This window comes from Streptomyces sp. NPDC059477, assembly GCF_042749375.1.
GTDB lineage: Bacteria > Actinomycetota > Actinomycetes > Streptomycetales > Streptomycetaceae > Streptomyces.
The window spans coordinates 1-17,261 of the sequence record NZ_JBHYUG010000066.1 but is presented as its reverse complement, the minus strand read 5'-3'; the positions used below and the strand labels follow the sequence as shown (position 1 = coordinate 17,261).

Annotated in this window: 13 protein-coding genes, 1 tRNA gene and 1 pseudogene; 5 read left to right on the top strand and 10 right to left on the bottom strand. The window is 71.0% G+C overall.

All coding sequences use genetic code 11. From position 1 onward, the window contains the following. Positions 1–80: 80 nt before the first annotated feature. Both ACFXAZ_RS27665 and ACFXAZ_RS27660 read right to left on the bottom strand, forming a co-directional pair. Positions 81–154, bottom strand: a tRNA-Met gene (locus ACFXAZ_RS27665). A gap of 53 nt (positions 155–207) precedes the next feature. Then, a complete protein-coding gene (locus tag ACFXAZ_RS27660; RefSeq protein ID WP_384596762.1) occupies positions 208–3,177 on the bottom strand; it encodes a UPF0182 family protein in 2,970 nt (989 codons plus the stop codon). A gap of 163 nt (positions 3,178–3,340) precedes the next feature. On the opposite strand from ACFXAZ_RS27660, the gene ACFXAZ_RS27655 reads away from it, so the two are divergent. Next, complete coding sequence (locus ACFXAZ_RS27655; protein WP_384596723.1) at positions 3,341–3,883, top strand: PPA1309 family protein; 543 nt, start codon at positions 3,341–3,343, stop codon at positions 3,881–3,883. A 252-nt stretch (positions 3,884–4,135) separates the two neighbouring features. Here the strand turns inward: ACFXAZ_RS27655 and ACFXAZ_RS27650 are convergent, their stop codons facing one another. The 4 genes from ACFXAZ_RS27650 to ACFXAZ_RS27635 form a co-directional block, all read right to left on the bottom strand. Beyond that, positions 4,136–5,233 carry a PDZ domain-containing protein gene (locus ACFXAZ_RS27650; RefSeq protein WP_384596721.1) on the bottom strand — a complete coding sequence of 366 codons (1,098 nt, stop codon included), beginning with the start codon at positions 5,231–5,233 and terminating at the stop codon, positions 4,136–4,138. A gap of 54 nt (positions 5,234–5,287) precedes the next feature. Next, positions 5,288–5,521 carry a hypothetical protein gene (locus ACFXAZ_RS27645; protein WP_384596770.1) on the bottom strand — a complete coding sequence of 78 codons (234 nt, stop codon included), beginning with the start codon at positions 5,519–5,521 and terminating at the stop codon, positions 5,288–5,290. Between the two features lie 171 nt (positions 5,522–5,692). Then, entirely contained in the window at positions 5,693–6,154 is a 462-nt protein-coding gene (locus ACFXAZ_RS27640; RefSeq protein ID WP_384596719.1) for a molybdenum cofactor biosynthesis protein MoaE, read from the bottom strand. A gap of 426 nt (positions 6,155–6,580) precedes the next feature. After that, positions 6,581–7,768, bottom strand: a complete 1,188-nt coding sequence (locus ACFXAZ_RS27635) for an SDR family oxidoreductase (RefSeq protein WP_384596717.1) — start codon at positions 7,766–7,768, stop codon at positions 6,581–6,583. A 202-nt stretch (positions 7,769–7,970) separates the two neighbouring features. Here ACFXAZ_RS27635 and ACFXAZ_RS27630 point away from each other — a divergent pair, with 202 nt between their 5' ends. Both ACFXAZ_RS27630 and ACFXAZ_RS27625 read left to right on the top strand, forming a co-directional pair. Then, positions 7,971–9,419: a zinc-dependent metalloprotease gene (locus tag ACFXAZ_RS27630; RefSeq protein ID WP_384596715.1), complete on the top strand. Its 1,449-nt coding sequence runs from the start codon at positions 7,971–7,973 to the stop codon at positions 9,417–9,419. Beyond that, positions 9,416–9,961, top strand: a complete 546-nt coding sequence (locus ACFXAZ_RS27625) for an NUDIX hydrolase (RefSeq protein WP_384596713.1) — start codon at positions 9,416–9,418, stop codon at positions 9,959–9,961. The genes ACFXAZ_RS27630 and ACFXAZ_RS27625 overlap by 4 nt, the downstream gene beginning before the upstream one ends. A gap of 109 nt (positions 9,962–10,070) precedes the next feature. On the opposite strand, the gene ACFXAZ_RS27620 is transcribed toward ACFXAZ_RS27625, so the two are convergent. The 4 genes and pseudogenes from ACFXAZ_RS27620 to ACFXAZ_RS27605 all read right to left on the bottom strand — a co-directional run. Continuing rightward, positions 10,071–10,823, bottom strand: a complete 753-nt coding sequence (locus ACFXAZ_RS27620; protein WP_384596711.1) for an AIM24 family protein — start codon at positions 10,821–10,823, stop codon at positions 10,071–10,073. 26 nt (positions 10,824–10,849) lie between these two features. Further along, a complete protein-coding gene (locus tag ACFXAZ_RS27615) occupies positions 10,850–11,527 on the bottom strand; it encodes an AIM24 family protein (protein WP_384596709.1) in 678 nt (225 codons plus the stop codon). Between the two features lie 8 nt (positions 11,528–11,535). Beyond that, positions 11,536–13,227, bottom strand: coding sequence for a TerD family protein (locus ACFXAZ_RS27610; RefSeq protein ID WP_384596707.1), 1,692 nt, complete (start codon positions 13,225–13,227; stop codon positions 11,536–11,538). A 323-nt stretch (positions 13,228–13,550) separates the two neighbouring features. Then, positions 13,551–14,144, bottom strand: a pseudogene (locus tag ACFXAZ_RS27605) (M48 family metallopeptidase); the annotation flags it as partial. A gap of 244 nt (positions 14,145–14,388) precedes the next feature. On the opposite strand from ACFXAZ_RS27605, the gene ACFXAZ_RS27600 reads away from it, so the two are divergent. Beyond that, complete coding sequence (locus tag ACFXAZ_RS27600; RefSeq protein ID WP_384596705.1) at positions 14,389–15,603, top strand: TOMM precursor leader peptide-binding protein; 1,215 nt, start codon at positions 14,389–14,391, stop codon at positions 15,601–15,603. Next, positions 15,596–17,077, top strand: a complete 1,482-nt coding sequence (locus ACFXAZ_RS27595; RefSeq protein ID WP_384596703.1) for an ABC1 kinase family protein — start codon at positions 15,596–15,598, stop codon at positions 17,075–17,077. The genes ACFXAZ_RS27600 and ACFXAZ_RS27595 overlap by 8 nt, the downstream gene beginning before the upstream one ends. Positions 17,078–17,261: the final 184 nt, after the last annotated feature.

The window sequence follows — 17,261 nt, the reverse complement described above, 5'->3', positions numbered from 1 at the left end:
CTGCTCCCCAACCTCCCCACGCCCCGTATTTTTTTCTCCCCCGCCCCTTCGCCGTCACACGCCCTGGGCGTCGACTTGAGTAGCGGGGACAGGATTTGAACCTGCGACCTCTGGGTTATGAGCCCAGCGAGCTACCGAGCTGCTCCACCCCGCGCCGTTGTGTGAGAACCGTACCACGGCGCGGGAGCAGCTATTCGATCAAGCCGGTCAGCCGGTGTCCGGACTGCCGGACGGACTGGGACTGGAATCGGCACCGGGGCCGGCACCACCGGACGGGCTCGCGCTCGGGCTCGGGCTGGCGCCGCCGGAACCGCTCGCCTGCGCGTCCTCGGCCCGCTTGAGCGCGGCCTCCAGCTCCGTCTGCGCCCGGCCGTACGCCTCCCAGTCACCGTTCTTGAGGGCTTCCTGGCCCTCGTCGAACGCCTTCTGGGCGTCGTCCAGCGCCTGCTGGACCGTCGGGTTGTCCGACGTCGGCGGCGGCGGTGGCTGCTCGGGGTCCGTACCGGTGTCCGGTGGTGGCTGCGGTGCCGTCCCCTCGGCGCCGAACACCTTGTTGAGCGCTTCGTCCAGGGTGTCCTCGAAGGCCGTGTTGCCGCCGTAGGAGACCAGCACCTTGCGCAGCAGCGGGTACTTCAGCCCGCCACCGCGGACGTAGACGGGCTCCACGTACAGCAGACCGCCGTCCAGGGGCACGGTCAGCAGATTGCCGTACTCGACCTCCGAGTCGCCGCCTTGCAGAAGTCTGATCTGCTCGGCGATGTCCTGTTCGGAGTTGAACTGGCTCTGCACCTGTTTGGGTCCGTCGACGGTCGTGCTGGTCGGCAATTTGAGAATTCTGATCTTGCCGTAGTCGTCGGTACCGGCTTCCGCGTCGACCGTCATGAACGCGCTGAGGTTGTCACGCCCGTTGGGGGTGAACGTCGTCGTCAGCGAGAACGCCTGCTGCTCCTGGTCGGGCATCTTCATGCTGAGGTAGTACGGCGGCACCGCGCTGCCCGACTTGTTGGTCGGGTCGTCCGGGACCTGCCACACCTCGCTGCCGCTGAGGAAGGTGTTGGCGTCCTGGACGTGGTAGCGGGTCAGCAGCTCGCGCTGGACCTTGAACAGGTCCTGCGGGTACCGCAGATGCGCCATCAGTTCGTCGCTGATCTCGCCGCGCGGCTCGACCGTGCCCGGGAACGCCTTCATCCAGGTCTTGAGGACCGGGTCCTGGGTGTCCCACTCGAAGAGCTTGACCTCGCCGGTGTACGCGTCGACGGTCGCCTTCACCGAGTTGCGGATGTAGTTGACCTGGTTCTCCTGAGCCACCACCGCGCGGGAGTCGTTCGCCGCCGTCAGCGAGTCCGCCGTGGTGTCGCCGAGGGTGGTGCGCGAGGCGTACGGGTAGCCGTTGGTGGTCGTGTACGCGTCGACGATCCACTGGATCCGGCCGTCGACGACCGCCGGGTAGGCGTCACCGTCGATGGTCAGCCAGGGCGCCACGGCCTCGACCCGTTCCTTCGGCGTGCGGTTGTACAGGACCTGCGAGCCCTCGCCGATCGCCCCGGAGTAGAGGATCTGCGGCTCGCCGAACGCCACCGCGTACGCCGCCCGGTTGAGCGGGTTGGAGAGACTGACCCCGCTGTCGCCCTGGTAGGTGTAGCTCTTCTCACCGCTGTCGTCGGAGTAGTCGATCTCCTTCTGGGGACCGCCGACGATCGAGTACTCGGTGGTCTTCTCGCCGTAGTAGACCCGCTGCTCGTACTCGCCCAGCTCGCCCTGGGAGGGCAGGTCGGACTCGGTGAAGACCGGGCGGCCCTCGGAGTCGACCGCGGTGCCCTCGGCGGCGACCACGCCGTAGCCGTGGGTGTAGCGGAAGTGGGTGTTGATCCAGTTCTGCTTGTCCACGCCCGCGAGGTTCAGCTCGCGCAGACCGATGACGGTGTCCTGCTCCACGCCGTTCTCGCTGTAGCGGTCCACGTCCAGGTTGGTCGGGAACGCGTAGTACTGCCGCATCTGCTGGAGCTGCTGGAAGGTCGGCGAGATGATGTTCGGGTCCATGATGCGGATGCTGGCCGTCTGGTCGACGTCGTCCCGCAGCGTGGTGAGGTCCTCGGTGTCGCTCTTGCCGTCGTAGTCGGTGACCTGGGCGTCCTCGATGTCGTAGGCCTCGCGCGTCGCCTCCAGGTTCTTGGCGACGTACGGAGCTTCCTTGGCCTGCTCATTGGGCTGGACCTGGAACTTCTGCACGATCGCCGGGTAGAGCCCGCCGATCAGGATCGCCGAGAGCACCAGCAGACCGAAGCCGATGACCGGCAGCTGCCAGGTGCGCCGCCACAGCGTGGCGAAGAACAGCAGGGCGCAGATCACGGCGATGCAGAACAGGATCGTCTTGGCCGGCAGATACGCGTTCGCGTCGACGTACCTCAGGCCCGTCCAGTTGTCCGTCGCCTTGAAGTCGCTGGACTTGACCGCCAGGCCGTACCGGTCCAGCCAGTACGCGACCGCCTTCAGGGCGACGAAGATGCCGATCAGCACCGACAGATGGCCGGTGGCCGCTCCGGTGGCGCGCGCGCCCGGGCTGGTGATGCGCAGCCCGCCGTAGAGGTAGTGGGTCAGGGCGGCGGCGATCACGGAGAGGATCACCGCGGCGAAGCCGAAGCCCAGCAGGAACCGGTACCAGGGCAGGTCGAAGGCGTAGAACGACACGTCCAGGTTGAACTGGGGGTCCTTCTGCCCGAAGGGCACGCCGTTGACCCACATCAGCCAGGTCCGCCACTGCCCGGTGGCGGAGGCGCCGGCGATCAGGCCGACCAGCGCGGTGATCCCGAACAGCAGCCACTTCTTGAAGGGAGCGATCCCCATCCGGTAGCGGTCGAGGTTCTGCTGCTCCATCGACATCGCGCTCAGCGGGGGGCGCAGCCGGTGGGCCAGCCAGATGTTGAAGCCGACCGCCAGGGCCATCAGCAGGCCGAAGACGAAGAAGAGTCCGATCTTGGTCCACAGGGTGGTGGTGAAGACCGATGAATAGTTAACCGACCGGTACCAGAGCCAGTCCGTCCAGAACCCCGCGAACATGGTGAACGCCATGCCGAGGACGGCGAGGACGCCCAGCGTCATGAGCAGGGTCCGGACACGCCGGGACGGTCGGCCCACTCTGATCCGTGGCCCCGTCGGGCCTCCGCCGCGGTCCGGCATCTGGAAAGCCAAGGTGTGCACCTCGAAAGTCGCTGTTGATCTGTCCGGCCCGCCTTTTTCGGACCGCCGAAAGGGCCCGGTGATCGTAGGCCCTCATCTATGCAACTTACTCACGCTTTACTCGGTTCCCGATTTCGGGGGAGAACGAGGCAGGATTGTGACCATGTCCAACACCCCCATGGCGGCGAGCCCGCTCACCCGGGCCGTACTGGAGATCGACGAGTACGTCTCCGGCCTCGGCTGGGACCAGCCCGCCCGTCTCTTCGCCCTTGTCGACACCGCCCGGCTTCGCGTTCAAGAACCCTCCCTCGCCGCCCAGCTCGGTCTCGGTGAGGAGCAGGAGAGCGCCGGCCTCACCCCCATCGAGCAGGACGAGATGGCAACGGACAAGCCGCTGGACGAGTTCCTGGCGACCATCGCCTGGCCGGACGCGGTGGCCGGATGCGCACTGAGCGTGGAGCGGCTGATGCTGCCGCCGTCCGCCGAGGCCCAGGTCCCGCAGGATCTGGACGAGGCCGCGCTGGCGAAGTGGGTGGCCGAACATCCCCGTCGCCAGGAGGTCCGGATGACGGTCGCGGTGCTGCGCGACGGCGCCCGCGACTCGGCCCTCAGGCTGCGCGCCAAGGACACCCCGACGGAGGTGGTCACCGGGTCGGAACTGGTGCCGGGGCTGGCGGAGGCGCTCTCGGCGACCTTCGAGGACTGAGTCCGGCCCTTCGCGGACCTGGGTTCGGCCTTCGTGGATCTGGGGTCGGCCTTCGCGGATCGGGGCCGGCTCTCGACGGCGGGGGTCGGCCCTGGTTCGAGGATCGGGGCCGGCCTTCGACGGAGGGGGCCGGCCCTGGAGGACGGGGGCCGGCCTTCGAGGGCCGAGGCAGGCTTCCGACGACGGGGCCGGTCCGGGAGGGCGGGGCAAGCCCCTGGAGGGCCGGGGCCCGTCTTCGATGACCGGCGCCCGTCAGCCCTTCGCCGTGCAGGTGGGCAGGTCGGCGGTGTCGCCGTCGCGGATGTCCTTGAGGGCGTTGAGCGCGTCGTCCATGGTCGCCACCTTGACGAGGGTGAGCCCCTCGGGCGTGTCCTGGACGGCGGAGGCACAGTTGTCGGCGGGCGTCAGGAAGTACTGGGCGCCCTTCTCGCGCGCGCCGACCGTCTTCATCTCGACGCCGCCGATCGGACCGACCTTGCCGTCGTCGTCGATGGTCCCGGTCCCGGCGACGAACGAGCCTCCGGTGAGGCTGCCCGGCGTGAGCTTGTCGTAGATGCCGAGCGCGAACATCAGCCCCGCGCTCGGCCCGCCCACATCCGCGAGCTTGATGTCGATGGTGAACGGGAAGGTGTGGTCGGTCCCGGCGGAGATGCCGACGATGGCCCGCTCCTCACCGGTGTCGTCCGAGGCGGCCGTCTTGATCGTGACCTGCTCGGTCCGGGTCGGCTGCCGGTTCTCCTTCTCCGCGTCGGCCTGCTCCTTGGCGGGCACGATGGTGAAGACGACGTCCTCGCCCGGCTTGTGCTTGGTCACCAGCTCGGCGACATCGGCCGGCGCCTTGACCTCCGTACCGTCCACGGCCTTGATCACATCGCCCGCGTGCAGCACGCCCTCGGCCGGGGAGTCCTTGACGACGGTGGAGACGATCACCCAGGACTGCACCTCGATGTCCAGCTCCTCCAGGGCGGCGACCTTGGCGCTCTCCTGGGACTGGCTGAATTCCTCGGCGTTCTCCTGGGTCGACTGCTCCTCGGTCTGGCCGTCCGGGTAGAGCGTGTCGTGCGGCACGACCTTGTTGTCGTGGGCGAGCCAGCCGTAGACCGCCTCGACGAGGTTCATCCGGTAGTCGGCGCTGGTGACGCGGACCGTGGTCATGTTGAGATGGCCGTCCGTGGGATATGTCTCGTGTCCGGAGATCTGGAGCACGGGCTCGCCGTCGTGGTCCCCCAGCGTGTTCACCGTCGGCCCCGGGGACATCTCCGAGTACGGGACCTTGATGAGCACTCCGGCGCACAGCAGCGCGATCAGCATCAGGGTGGACGCGAGCATCGTCACGGTACGGCGTGGCATGGTCAGACAGTACGGGACGCTTCTGTCAGCGCACCGTCAGGGCGTCCGGCCGGGTCAGGAGCCCGCTCTGGAGTCCTCGACCACGTCCGCGGCCTTCACCTTCACGGCCGACGCGTTCGCCCCCACCGTATGCGTGTGGGACCGCTCCATCGCCGCGCGGAAGCGGGCGTATCCATCCAGCTCGGGGCCGTCACTGCGGGCCTTGCGGGTACGGCTGGCCCAGCTTCCCCACAACCCCGCGGCGATCGCGGCCACCAACGGAATCAGCAACCAGGCGAGCGCCGCCATTCCGACCTCCCAACCCCAGATGAGTCCGCAACGGAATGAAACTGACTGATCAGCAGATTAACCATCCGCACTGACAACGCTCGCGGCAGGGGTGCGGTTACGCAAGCGGAGGGGGTGCAAGGGGGTTGGTCGGGGCGGCGGGGGTGGTGCGGATCCGGGGGCCGGGCGGATTCAGCAGGCGCCGACCCATTCCTCGGTGCCGTCGGAGAAGGACTGGTGCTTCCAGATGGGCACCTCGTGCTTGAGGGTGTCGATCAGCATCCGGCAGGCGTCGAAGGCCTCGGCCCGGTGCGGACAGGACACGGCGACGATCACCGCGAGATCACCGACCGCGAGATCACCCACCCGGTGCACCGCGGCGAGCGCCCGCACCGGGTACTCGGCGGCGACCGTCTCGGCGACCCTGCGCATCTCGCTCTCGGCGGACGGGTGACAGGAGTAGCCGAGCGCGTCGACACCGGCGCCCCCGTCGTGGTTCCGCACGGTCCCCACGAACAGCGCGATCCCGCCCGCGGCGGCGTCACCGACGGCCGCGAAGACCTCGTCGAGGGAGAGCGGTGTCTCGCGTACGCCGATCAGCTTGACGGGCTCGGCGGCGGCCCGCTCGCCGGGGTGATCGTGGGTAGCAGCCATGCGCCCATCGTGCCTGACGGATGCCGGAGTGTGGAATACCGTTTTCACTCGCGGCGTGGGGAGCGGGTCAGGGCTGGTGGCGCGGTCCCCTGTGCGGCTGCGGTGAGCCACGCGCGCGGGACGCTCCTAGGGCGCCTGGGACGCCGGTCAGCCTTGCGATCGGTCCGCCTTGGGACGCCGGTCTGCCCTGCGACGAGTCCGCCCCGGCCGCCGGTCAGCCCGCGACGAGTCCGCCATAGGCGCCGGTCAGCCCCGCGACGAATCCACCCCGGCCGCCGGTCAGCCCGCGACGAGTCCGCCATAGGCGCCGGTCAGCCCCGCGACGAATCCACCCCGGCCGCCGGTCAGCCCGCGACGAGTCCGCCATAGGCGCCGGTCAGCCCCGCGACGAATCCGACCTGGGCGCCGGTCAGCCCCACGGCGGGGTCACATCCGGCGTCGTGCCTTGCGCGCCCGCCGTACCACCGCCGCCGCGCCCAGCAGCGCCACCGTCGCCCCGGCGGCGCCCGCGGCCGTCGCGTCCTTGCGGCCCAGGCGCCGTCCGGCGACCGTGTGCCGCCCGGAGACCTCGTCCAGCAGCTCGGCGAGGACCTCCTCGTTGGTCCACCGGGGCCGCCAGCCGGCGTCATGGAGGCGGCTGCCGCTGACCACCCAGGGGTACATCGTGTACGCGAGGTCGCCCGCGGGGGACGGCGTCAGGCCGATCCGGTGCAGCCGGGCCGCCGCGCCCAGCGCGACCGCCGACGGCAGCTCCATCCGCCGGATGCCGCTCAGCTCCTCGACCTCCTCCTGCTCCAGCCACCCGTCGCACCCGACGACCAGTTCGCCCTCGACCTTCTCCAGGACGGCGTACTCCAGCGCCCCGCACAGATCCTCGACGTGGCAGAACTGCCAGGCGGGCCGCGAGCCGGCCACCACCAGCAGCCGTGGGGACTCGAAATACCTGGTCAGCGCGGTGTCGGTGCCTCCGACGAGGATCGCGGGCCGCACCACGGTGACATTCAGCCCCGGATGCGCCCGGGGAGCGCGCCGGGCCAGCCGCTCGATCTCCAGGAGATCCCCGACGCCCGTCGCCTCCGCCGTCGCCCGCAGCTCCGCGTCCTCCGACAGGGGCAGCTCGTTGTCCGGCAGCGCCCCGTAGACCATCGCCGAGGTGCACAGCACCACCCGGTGCACCCCGGCCGCCGCTGCCGCGGTCAGGACGGTTTGCGTCCCCCGGACGTTGTACGCGGTCCGCGCGGCGGGGTCCGTCTCCAGATCCAGGTCGAGCGCCAGATGCACGACGACATCCGCGCCCCGCAGCTTCTCCGCGATCGCCGGGTCCCGTACGTCCAGGATGTGCCACCGCGCGGACGCGCACTCGCCGCGCCGCTCGTCGATGGCGACGACCTGTCTGACCTCCTCGGACGCGGCGAGCCGCGCGGTGAGCAGCGCGCCCACGCCGGTCGCCGCGCCGGTGACCGCGACGACGGGCCCGCGCCCGCCGCCCGACTCGCCCGCGCGGGCCGCGGGGGCGGCTGGGCGCCGCTCGGCGGACGGCGACGACGGCGCCGCGGGCGGCGAGGGGGTTGAGTGGTTTCGCGGTGCGCGAACCTGCGGATCTGGGGAACTCACCGGGCGTCTCCAGCGGTTGTCTACTTACGTAGCGCGATACGCGCACGTGACGCGTACGTACCAGGTGGCATCCATCCTGCCGCAGCGCTGCTGTGGGCGAAGCACCGAGGCCCTATCCGTCCGGGGTGTCTAGGCTGGGTGGTGTTGTCGGGCAGTCGTGCCGCCGGAAAGAAACGGTGGCCTTAACCAGCCGAGGAATCCCGTGAGTGACACCCCATTCGGATTCGGCCTTCCGCCGGAGGAGCCGGACGACGGCGACGAGGGCAAGAAGAAGGACCAGCAGAGCGGTGGTGGTCAGGGACCGGCCAACCCGTTCGGTTTCGGGGCCGGCGGCCCCGGGGCGGACAATCCGCTCGCTGCCATGTTCGGTTCACTGAACCCCACCGACCTGGGCGCCGCGTTCCAGCAGCTCGGCCAGATGCTCTCCTACGAGGGCGGCCCGGTGAACTGGGACATGGCCAAGCAGATCGCCCGCCAGACGGTGTCCCAGGGCACCGCCGACGGCGTCAAGGACGCGAGCGTCGGCCCGGCCGAGCGCACCGCCGTGCAGGAGGCGGTCCGGCTGGCGGACCTGTGGCTGGACGACGCGACCTCGCTGCCGTCCGGCGCGGGCTCCGCGGTCGCCTGGAGCCGCGCGGAGTGGGTCGAGGCCACGCTGCCCGCCTGGAAGGAGCTGGTCGACCCGGTCGCCGAGCGGGTGGGCGGCGCCATGGGCGACATCCTTCCCGAGGAGATGCAGGCCATGGCCGGCCCGCTGATCGGCATGATGCGCTCCATGGGCGGCGCCATGTTCGGCACGCAGATCGGGCAGGCCGTCGGCGTGCTCGCGGGCGAGGTCGTCGGCTCGACGGACATCGGCCTGCCGCTCACGCCGACCGGCAAGGCCGCGCTGCTGCCGCTGAACATCGAGGCGTTCGGCAAGGACCTCGGCGTGTCCAAGGACGAGGTGCGGCTGTATCTCGCCCTGCGCGAGGCCGCCCACCAGCGTCTTTTCGCCCACGTGCCCTGGCTGCGCGCGCATCTGTTCGGCGCGGTCGAGGGCTACGCGCGCGGGATCAAGGTCGACACGGCGAAGCTGGAGGACGTGGTCGGCCAGTTCGACCCGCAGAACCCCGAGGAGTTGCAGCAGGCGCTCCAGCAGGGCATGTTCCAGCCGGAGGACACGCCTGCGCAGAAGGCGGCCCTGGCCCGTCTGGAGACGGCTCTGGCGCTGGTGGAGGGCTGGGTCGACGCGGTGGTGCACACCGCCGCCAAGCCCCGTCTGACGTCCGCCGACGCCCTGCGCGAGACCCTGCGCCGCCGCCGCGCGAGCGGTGGCCCGGCCGAGCAGACGTTCGCCACGCTGATCGGCCTGGAGCTGCGCCCGCGCCGGCTGCGGGACGCGTCCCGACTGTGGGCGTCGCTCACGGACGCGCGCGGGGTGGACGGCCGGGATGCCCTGTGGAGCCACCCGGACATGCTGCCGACCGCCTCCGACCTGGACGACCCGGACGGTTTCGTGCACCGCGAGCAGATCGATTTCTCCGAGCTGGACAAGATGCTCGGCGAGGCGGCGGACGGCCGCAGCGGCTCCACCGGCAAGCCCGACCTGAAGAAGGACGAGCCGGACGACCCCGAGGGCGACGACAGCAAGGGCGACGGCACCGCGTGAACCTGTACGACGACACGGTCCTCGTGCTCAAGGGCTACGAGGACCGGTCCGGGCACCAGGACGAGCTGCGCCGGTCCTACCTGGACCACCTCGCCGCCCACCCCGACGGCATGTGGAAGTCCTGCCACGCGGGCCATGTCACCGCGAGCGCGCTGGTGATCGACCCCCCGCACGGGCGCGTGCTGCTGACCCTGCACAGGAAGCTGCGGATGTGGCTCCAGATGGGCGGCCACTGCGAGCCGGGCGACCTCTCCCTCGCGGGGGCGGCCCTGCGGGAGGCCACCGAGGAGTCCGGCATCACCGGGCTGAGCCTGCTGCCGGGCGGCCCGGTGCGCCTGGACAGCCATCCGATCCCCCCGCCCTGCCACCGCCACCACGACGTCCAGTACGCGGCGCTGGCACCCGCCGACGCGCTGCACACGGTGAGCGACGAGTCCCTCGACGTGCGCTGGTTCGCCTACGCCGAGGTCGCGGACGTGGCGGACGAATCCGTCGTACGGCTGCTGGAGGCGACGCGGGAGCGGCTGGACGGCGGCGGGTGAGCGCGGGGGCGTTACCGATGAAGTAAGGGGCGACCGCAATGGCGATCGCCCCTTACACGTCTGCTGGGCGCGCTCTCGGCGCCCTCTTGACGTCCTTGCGCGCGGCGGGTCAGTTGCGGCTGCCCCCGAGGGAGTTTCCGCTCAGGCCGCCCGAGCCCATGCCGAACTGGCCGAGCACTCCCGAGGTGCGCAGGTGCTGCGGCGGCAGCAGTTCGCTGGGCTGCACCAGGACGTGCCCGGTGCCGGAGAAGTGCATCTCCCAGCCCTCGCCGGTGGAACCGCGGCGGCGCCACACCGCGGAGGTGGAGGTCGGCGCCTGGAGCTGGGTGCGCAGGGACGTGGACCAGGCGATGACGGCGTCCGAGTCGCAGCAGATGTTTTTCTCGGGAGTGACCTCCAGGACCAGCGGCTCGCCGGAGGTCATCAGGACGACCTGTCCGGCGCCGGACAGCTCCAGGTTGTAGGCGCCCGCCGAGGCGACCTCCACGGCGCTGTCGATGGCGACGATGCCCACGTTCAGCGAGCCGTCGAAGGCGAGCACGGCGGAGCTGTCCACGGTGATGCCCCGGCCGACGTCCATGATGTGCAGGTACTGGGCGAAGTTGGCGAGGTAGACGATCCCGTTGCCCTTGCAGCGCATCAGGTCGAGCTGCTCGTCGGTCACCCGCTCGATGTTGCGCCAGCTGCGGTCGCGGTACTGGCTCGTGAACTCAACCTGCCCCTCGAAGGCGACCATGGCGCCCTGCCGGGCGAGCACGGGGCCGGAGCCGAGGGTGACGTCGGTCTTGAGCAGTTGCGGGTTCTGGAGTGTGTAGCGCGCGGTGTGCTCCACCGGGATGTGCGTGAAGAGTGTGCTGTGCATTGTGCTGGTGCTCCTCTCAGCCCCGGTCAGCCACGGATCTTGAAACGGTCGCCGGTGTCCTCGCTGGGCTGGACGACCACGAAACCCCGTCCCTTGAACCCGATCTGGAACGCCTCGCCGCTGCCGCGCCCGATCAGCGCGCTCGCCTTCATGGTGCGGCGGGCCTTCATGTCGAGACCGTCGGTCCAGGCGATCAGCGCGTCCGGGTCGACATAGGTCTCGCGCTCGGCGCAGTCGAGGGAGATCGGCATCCCACGGGTGACCAGGGCGACCCAGCCGGTGCCGCGGATGACCAGGTTGGTCAGTCCGGAGCCGGAGAGCTTGGCGAGGCCCTTGACCGGCTCGATGGTGAGCCCGAGGGAGGCGTCGCAGGCCAGCAGGGTGGGGCCGTTGACGGAGATCGCCTCGTTGTTCAGATGGACGACGAGGACCTCGCCGCCGTAGTCCGCGAGGTACAGCTCGCCGTCGCCGCGGCACAGCATCAGCTTGCCGCCCTCGCCGGTGACCATCTCCTCGGCGGTGCGGCGCAGGGTGCCGGGGGCCGCGTCGAACTGCACATAGCCGTCGTACGCGATCATCGAGCCGGCCTTGGCGTACAGGTCCTGGCCGCTGACCATGGTGACCTTGAGCGTCTTGGCGTTGTGCACGCCCATCCGGACGCCCGTGGGCGCCGGGCGCTGCGCGTGAAGTGACTGGAGGTCCATGGACTGCCTCACACCTCGAAGGGCTGGACGACGACGAAGTTGCCGGGAGCGCCCCGGAACTGGAGGTTGACCGCCTCCGAGGTCTGCCGGGCGTAGCCGGAGCGGCGCAGCCTGAGCGAGGTCGTGGTGACCGCCTGCGCGCCCGCGGACCAGGCGATGACGGCGTTGCCGTCCACATAGGTGGCCGGTCCCACGGGCAGCACGACCGGCACGCCGCGCGTCTTGACGACGACCGCGCCCGTGCCGGAGAAGAGCATGCTGAACAGACCGCCGCCGGGCAGTCCGGCGCCCTCGATCCGGCGGATCTCGGTGTCCAGGGCCTCGTCGAAGGCGAGCACGCCCCGCGCGCTGGTGTAGATCTGCTCGCCCTGGAGCCGGATCACGAAGAGCCGGCTGGCCTCGTCGGCGAGGAACACCTCGCCGTCGCCGGAGCAGCGCATCAGGGCCATGCCCTGGCCGGTGAGCTGCCCGGTGAGCTTGCCGAGCAGTCCGGAGCCCTTGTGCGCGAAGTCGATGTCGCCCTGGTAGGCGACCATGCTGCCCTGCTTGGCGAGGATGTTGGCGCCCTTGGTGAGGGTCGCCCGCACCAGCTCGGGGTTCTGCTCGGTCCAGCGGTCGCCCACGGGCGCCTCGGCGTACTTCGCCAGCACGACCCCCAGCCCGGCCTCCGGGGGGACGGGCGCGAGCTGGACACCGCCGCCGAAGGGCTGGGCCTGGCCGGGGAAGGCGACCCCGCCGGGGGGCGGCGTGAAGGGGCCACCGGGCGGCGGGGTGAACGGACCGCCCGCCGGGGCGCCGGTGCCGGGCGGCGGTGTGAAGGGACCGCCGGCGGGGGCACCGCCGGGGGGTGTGAACGGACCGCCCTGGGGCGCCTGCGGAGCGGCGGGCGGCGCGGCCGGTGGCGGGACCGTCCCGGCGGCCGGGGTGTGCAGCGGCGCGGCGATGGTCGGCGCGGCATGCACGTGGGGGGCCGGAGCGGGCGGCGGGGTGGCGCCGGGGGGCGGAGCGAAGCCCTGGGCGGGCGCGGGGGCCGGGGCCGGAGCGGGGGCCGGTATGGGCGCCGGGGCCGGGGCGGGGGTGGGCGCTGCGGGTGCCGTCGGTGCCCCGAAGGCGGGCGGCGCGAACCCGGGCGCGGCGGCGGCCTGCGGCTCGGGCGCGGCGGGCGCCTCCTCCTCCATCACCTCGCCGCCGAAGTTCTTCAGCAGCGCGTCCAGCCCGCCGTCGAAGCCCTGGCCGACGGCGGCGAACCGCCAGACGTCCTTGAGGTAGAAGTCGCCGAGCATCACGGCGCGTTCGGTGGAGAACTCCGAACCGTTGAAGGAGTACCGGGCCACCTCCTCGCCGCCCGCCACGATCCGGATGTATCCGGGGGCGATCTGCGACAGCTGCCCGTCGCCGTCGAGCGACGCCGCGAACGACAGCTTCTGGATCTGCGGCGGTATCCGGTCGAGGGTGACCCGGAACGACTCACTGTCGCCCGCCTGCGCGCCCAGCTGCTGAAGGGACTCCTCGGGGGACTTCGGTTGATTGAAGAAGACGAAGTACCGGTCGTCGGAGAGCCGTTCGTCGGCGTCGAGCCCGAAACAACTGATGTCGAAGCTCAGTCCGGGCCCCGAGATCTGCACGCCTACATACAGATCGGTCCCCGCGGTGAGATCACTGATCTTGGCCTTGTGGCCGCGTTGGAATTCCCTGGCCATGCGTTACGACCGTCCCCCATCCCGAATGCGAGTGCGTCGCGTCAGGCTAACGGCAATCCCGGACAACGGACGAAGTCGGTACAGACCCGGTACAGAACGCAGACTCCCGGACACGGAGAGATCACCGCGCGGGTGCGCTCAGTGGATGTCCGCGGAAAGGCGCTCATTGGACGCGCACAGAAAATCACGCCCGCGCGGGCGGCTCATTCCCCACGCTCACCGAAGTCTCCGTGTTCCCCGCTGTCGCCGTCCGCGCCCTCTTCCCCATTGCCCCCGCCTTCTCCGCCTGCTCCGTCTTCTCCGTCGTCCTCGCGCTCTCCCTGTTCCTGGCGCGTGCCCGGCGGATGCGGCAGCCGGTCGGCCGCCACCACGCCCTCCAGATAGCCGCGCGCCCGTTCGGTGCGCGGATACGCCTCCAGCAGCCGCCAGAAGCGCGGGCCATGGCCGGGCACCAGCAGGTGGGCGAGTTCATGGACGAGGACGTAGTCGACGACGTACTCGGGCATGCCCTGCAACCGGTGGGACAGCCGGATGCTGCCGTCGGAGGGGGTGCACGAGCCCCAGCGGGTGTTCTGGTTGGTGACCCAGCGCACCGAGGTGGGCCGGGCCCGGCCGTCGAAGCACTGGGCCGACAGCCGCTCGGCGCGCTCGGCCAGCTCGGCGTCGCCGATCAGGCGCTTGCTCTCCTGGGCCGCCAGCTTGTCCAGCATGACGCTCACCCAGCGTTGTTCCTCGGCCTCGGACATCCGGGCAGGGATGAGCACCACGGTGCGATCGCCCTCGCGGTACGCCGAGACCGTCCGTCGTCGACGGGCGCTCCTGCGTACCTCGATCGGGCTCACCCCCGAGCCGCTCGGCGGCTGGCTCGTCGTGCTGCGCTGTGGCGTTCCGGCGCTGTGCAGTGGGTCGGCGGGCACGCCCCGACGTTACCCGCTGCGCATGTGTGAAGTCTTGACTCCGGAACCGTTCCGTTGCCGATCCCCCACCAAGCGTCTGATTTGTACGACGAATACTCGGCGCCTGTGGACAACTTTCCGCCTCGAAGAGCGCGGCCGTGCATCCTGACTCACGTCGGCGGAGCACGGACCGCAGGTCGGTCGTGGTGGCTCCACCGGCGAACGGGGATGTTCCGCGATTTTTCTGGGGCTACGGGGGCCTGTGATGCATCCGATGGTGAAATCCGCGCTGCGGCGCGGTTGGCGCGATCTCAACACCGTGCAATTCGGCATGGCGGCGGCGCACGCGATGACGCTGGGGCCGATGGACACCGCGACGGGCCATTTCCTCGATCTGCTCAACGGCACGCGCGGGCTGCCGCTGCTGCGCGAGGAGGCCCGCCGGATGGATCTGCCGGACGGCCATGTCGACGCGGTCGTCGACCGGCTGGCCCGCTCCGGTCTGCTGGACGACGCCCGGGGCGGTGGCCCGGCCGCCGACGCCCTGCGCGCGAAGAAGGAGGTCCTGGACCGGCTCCGCCCGGACCACGCGTCCCTGTCCGTGACGACGTCCGAGCCGGGTGAGGCCCTGGCCCGGCTCGCGGCCCGGCGCGCGATGCGGGTCCGGGTGCTGGGCGCGGGCCGGGTCGGGGTGTCGCTGGCGACGCTGCTGTCCGGCGCGGGCGTCGGCGAGGTCGATGTGCGCGACATCGGCAAGGTCGAGCCGTGGGACGTGGCCCCGGGCGGTCTGCCGGTCGAGGCGGTGGGAGAGCACCGGGTGGACGCGGCCCGCCGCGCGGTGCGCCGGGCGGCACCGGACCGGCCCCCGCGCCACGGCCCCGGGCCGGCGGGGCAGGCGTCCGACCCGGGACTGTCCCTGGTGATCCTCGCCCCGCGCGACGACGTGGCCGTCCACGCCCCGGCCCCGGAGTCCGTCCAGTCCCTCCTCGCCTCCGGTACGCCGCATCTGTACGCCGGGGTCGTCGAGGCCACCGGTGTGGTCGGCCCGCTGGTCCTGCCCGGCGAGACCGGCTGCGCGGGCTGTCTCCAGGAGACCCGCACGGACCGCGACCCCACCTGGCCCCGGCTGGTGACGCAGTGGCGTTCCGGCAGGCAGCGCCAGGTCCGTCCCTGCGATCTGACCCTGGCCACGACGGTCGCCGGGCTGGCCGCGGCCCACGCGCTGGCCTTCCTCGACGGCGCGGTGCCGTCGAGCGCGGGCGCCCGCTGGGAGGTGTCGCTGCCCGTTCTCCAGTGGCACGCGCGACCGGTCTGGCCGCATCCCGGCTGCCCCTGCGGCGCCGGGGAAAAAGGTAGGACGGAACACACCTCTGAGGAAGGGCCGCAGCACGAGACAATGGCAGTGCAACGGTCGTCGAAGCCGTCATGCCGTACCCCCGGCGCGGCGCGGCCGTCCGGCACTTGGAGGGCGCATGTCTGATCTTCCCCGGAAGGCGGTCACCCGGACCGCCAAGCTCGCAGCGCTCCCGCTCGGTTTCGCCGGACGGGCCACCTGGGGCCTGGGCAAGCGGATCGTGGGCGAATCGGCGGAGATCGTCGGCCGTGAGCTACAGCAGCGCACGGCGGAGCAGCTGTTCAAGGTGCTCGGCGAGCTGAAGGGCGGCGCGATGAAGTTCGGGCAGGCGCTGTCCGTCTTCGAGTCCGCCCTGCCCGAGGAGATCGCAGGACCGTACCGGGCTGCGCTGACCAAGCTCCAGGAAGCGGCGCCCCCGATGCCGACCCGCACGGTGCACACGGTGCTCGGCGAGCGGCTCGGCGACGACTGGCGGGAGCTGTTCCTGGAGTTCGAGGACAAGCCCGCCGCCGCGGCCTCGATCGGCCAGGTGCACCGTGGCGTGTGGCACGACGGGCGCGAGGTCGCGATCAAGGTCCAGTACCCGGGCGCAGGCGAGGCCCTACTGTCCGATCTGAACCAATTGAGCCGTTTTTCCCGTCTCTTGGGTCCGCTCATTCCCGGTATGGACATCAAGCCGCTGATCACGGAGCTGCGCGACCGGGTCTCCGAGGAGCTGGACTACGCCCTGGAGGCCCAGGCCCAGCAGGCACACGCGCAGGAGTTCGCCGACGATCCGGACGTCGTCGTCCCGGCCGTGGTCCACCAGTGCGACCAGGTGCTGATCACCGAGTGGATCGACGGCGTCCCGCTGTCGGAGATCATCTCGGACGGCACCGAGGAGCAGCGCGACCGCGCCGGGCAGCTTCTGGCCCGTTTCCTGTTCTCCGGCCCGGCCCGCACGGGCCTGCTGCACGCCGATCCGCACCCCGGCAACTTCCGGCTGCTGCCCGGCGGCCCGGCCGGCGAGGACGACTGGCGCCTGGGCGTCCTGGACTTCGGCACGGTCGACCGGCTCCCCGGCGGCCTGCCCGCCCCGATCGGCACCAGCCTGCGCCTGACGCTGGACGGCGAGGCGGAGGCTGTCTACGAGTTGCTCCGCACGGAGGGTTTCGTCAAGGAGTCGATAGAGCTGGACCCTGACGCCGTCCTGGACTATCTCCTGCCGATCATCGAACCGGCCCTGGTGGAGTCGTTCACCTTCACACGCGGCTGGATGCGCAGCCAGGCCGCCCGTATCGGCGACGTCCGCTCTCCCGCCTACCAGCTCGGCAAGCAGCTCAATCTGCCCCCCGCCTATCTCCTGATACACCGCGTCACCCTCAGCACCATCGGTGTCCTGTGCCAGCTCGGCGCGACGGTCCGACTGCGGGACGAACTGGAGGAGTGGCTGCCCGGGTTCGCCCTCGAAGAGGAACCGGCCGACGAGCCGGCAGGCGAACCGCAGGACGGGCTGCCGGAGGACGGGCCACTGAAGGATGGGCTACTGAAGGATGGGCTACTGAAGGAAGCGTCGGCAGGCGAGGACCAGGAAACGCCGCCGCAGGCCACGAAGGCATGATCCCCTGCGGCCACCCCCGCCGCCCCGCTCCCACCAGGCCGAGTCCCACCGCCCCTCGATCCCCCTGAGGTTGTCCCGGGAGCAGGTGCCGCAGAAGCACCGGCGGGCGCACGCCAGGACCCGGGCAGCCCCGTCCGGGCGATACCGGGAGACAACGCACCGCGGGGGCCGGTCCGTTCGGACG

Bases quoted from the DNA above. Each gene is read 5' to 3' on its own strand.
- ACFXAZ_RS27595 (WP_384596703.1), top strand. From the start codon at position 15,596: ATGTCTGATCTTCCCCGGAAGGCGGTCACCCGGACCGCCAAGCTCGCA.
- ACFXAZ_RS27620 (WP_384596711.1), bottom strand. From the start codon at position 10,823: ATGCACAGCACACTCTTCACGCACATCCCGGTGGAGCACACCGCGCGC.
- ACFXAZ_RS27650 (WP_384596721.1), bottom strand. From the start codon at position 5,233: ATGCCACGCCGTACCGTGACGATGCTCGCGTCCACCCTGATGCTGATC.
- ACFXAZ_RS27660 (WP_384596762.1), bottom strand. From the start codon at position 3,177: ATGCCGGACCGCGGCGGAGGCCCGACGGGGCCACGGATCAGAGTGGGC.
- ACFXAZ_RS27600 (WP_384596705.1), top strand. From the start codon at position 14,389: ATGCATCCGATGGTGAAATCCGCGCTGCGGCGCGGTTGGCGCGATCTC.
- ACFXAZ_RS27655 (WP_384596723.1), top strand. From the start codon at position 3,341: ATGTCCAACACCCCCATGGCGGCGAGCCCGCTCACCCGGGCCGTACTG.
- ACFXAZ_RS27645 (WP_384596770.1), bottom strand. From the start codon at position 5,521: ATGGCGGCGCTCGCCTGGTTGCTGATTCCGTTGGTGGCCGCGATCGCC.
- ACFXAZ_RS27640 (WP_384596719.1), bottom strand. From the start codon at position 6,154: ATGGCTGCTACCCACGATCACCCCGGCGAGCGGGCCGCCGCCGAGCCC.
- ACFXAZ_RS27610 (WP_384596707.1), bottom strand. From the start codon at position 13,227: ATGGCCAGGGAATTCCAACGCGGCCACAAGGCCAAGATCAGTGATCTC.
- ACFXAZ_RS27615 (WP_384596709.1), bottom strand. From the start codon at position 11,527: ATGGACCTCCAGTCACTTCACGCGCAGCGCCCGGCGCCCACGGGCGTC.